Raw genomic sequence first — 945 nt, forward strand, 5'->3', positions numbered from 1 at the left:
GGATAATATTTACTTTATCGCTGAATAAAAAAGAAAAGTTTTTCTCTCTTTAAATAGAGGATGGATTGTCATCTAGCCAATAGGGATAGTTTGCGAGAAATTTGTTCGATGCAAAACGACTTAACATTGCAGTTACTTTTTATCATTTGAAGCTGTGAAAAGAAGGCTAAGATAGATGAAAGAATGTAAAAAATGATGGATACATTTTAAGATAAAAAATTATAATTTTGTTAATTCCACACAAGTTGCTACGGATATTGGTGACAAAAGAAATTCGATCAAAAAATATCAAAATTATTTGAGTACATTCCTCATGGCATGTAGACTAAACCTTTTTGTTGGTATGGGTGAGATTTTCTTTGAGCAGAAATTGATTCTATCCCCTGAAATCAGCAATAATCTCTCAGGTTATGTCGTAAACTTTTTAGGGATGTTACAACGCCACTATCGTCCTTTTATGAAAATGTTAGCATTTCAGATGAGCAGTTGTGAGGAATTTCAACGTTTAATACAGCAAGATCCAGAAACTCTCACGGATTTAGAACGGGCTTCAAGATTTTTATATTTACAGCGATTAAGTTTTAGAGGGAATGTAAATCGTACGATGAGAGTAGAAAACCATCGTAGCACGCGGGGGGCTTAAGCCCTTCCAATTTGAATGCGTGCTAAAACTTATTTTCCACTGTTTAGCAGGTGTTAGCATTGAACATTTAGACTGGTCTGATTTTATTGTGCGTTATGATCGCCTAAAAATCTTGTTTTATCTTTCACCACTTTAATTGTGGTTTTGAAGGTTATTAAAGAAAGGATTTTTATAAGCGGGAGGATTATCAGCCGATGTCTAAGCTGCTTGCATAATAAGAGGGAGTTTTTTGTCTTTAAACAATATGCTAGAAATTCAAAAAACTTTAGTTAACTTTATAAAAGAGGTTACACCATCTTATA

General features: G+C 33.3%; 1 protein-coding gene. It reads left to right on the plus strand.

Annotation, left to right across the window (positions count from 1 at the left end):
• Window positions 1-313 precede the first annotated feature (313 nt).
• On the plus strand, window positions 314-643 hold the full coding sequence (locus tag ACFIL8_RS11115; protein WP_375613511.1) for a hypothetical protein: 330 nt from the start codon (window positions 314-316) through the stop codon (window positions 641-643).
• Window positions 644-945 lie beyond the last annotated feature (302 nt).

Source organism: Bartonella sp. AP57NXGY (assembly GCF_042195805.1).
In the GTDB taxonomy this organism is placed as follows: Bacteria; Pseudomonadota; Alphaproteobacteria; order Rhizobiales; family Rhizobiaceae; genus Bartonella.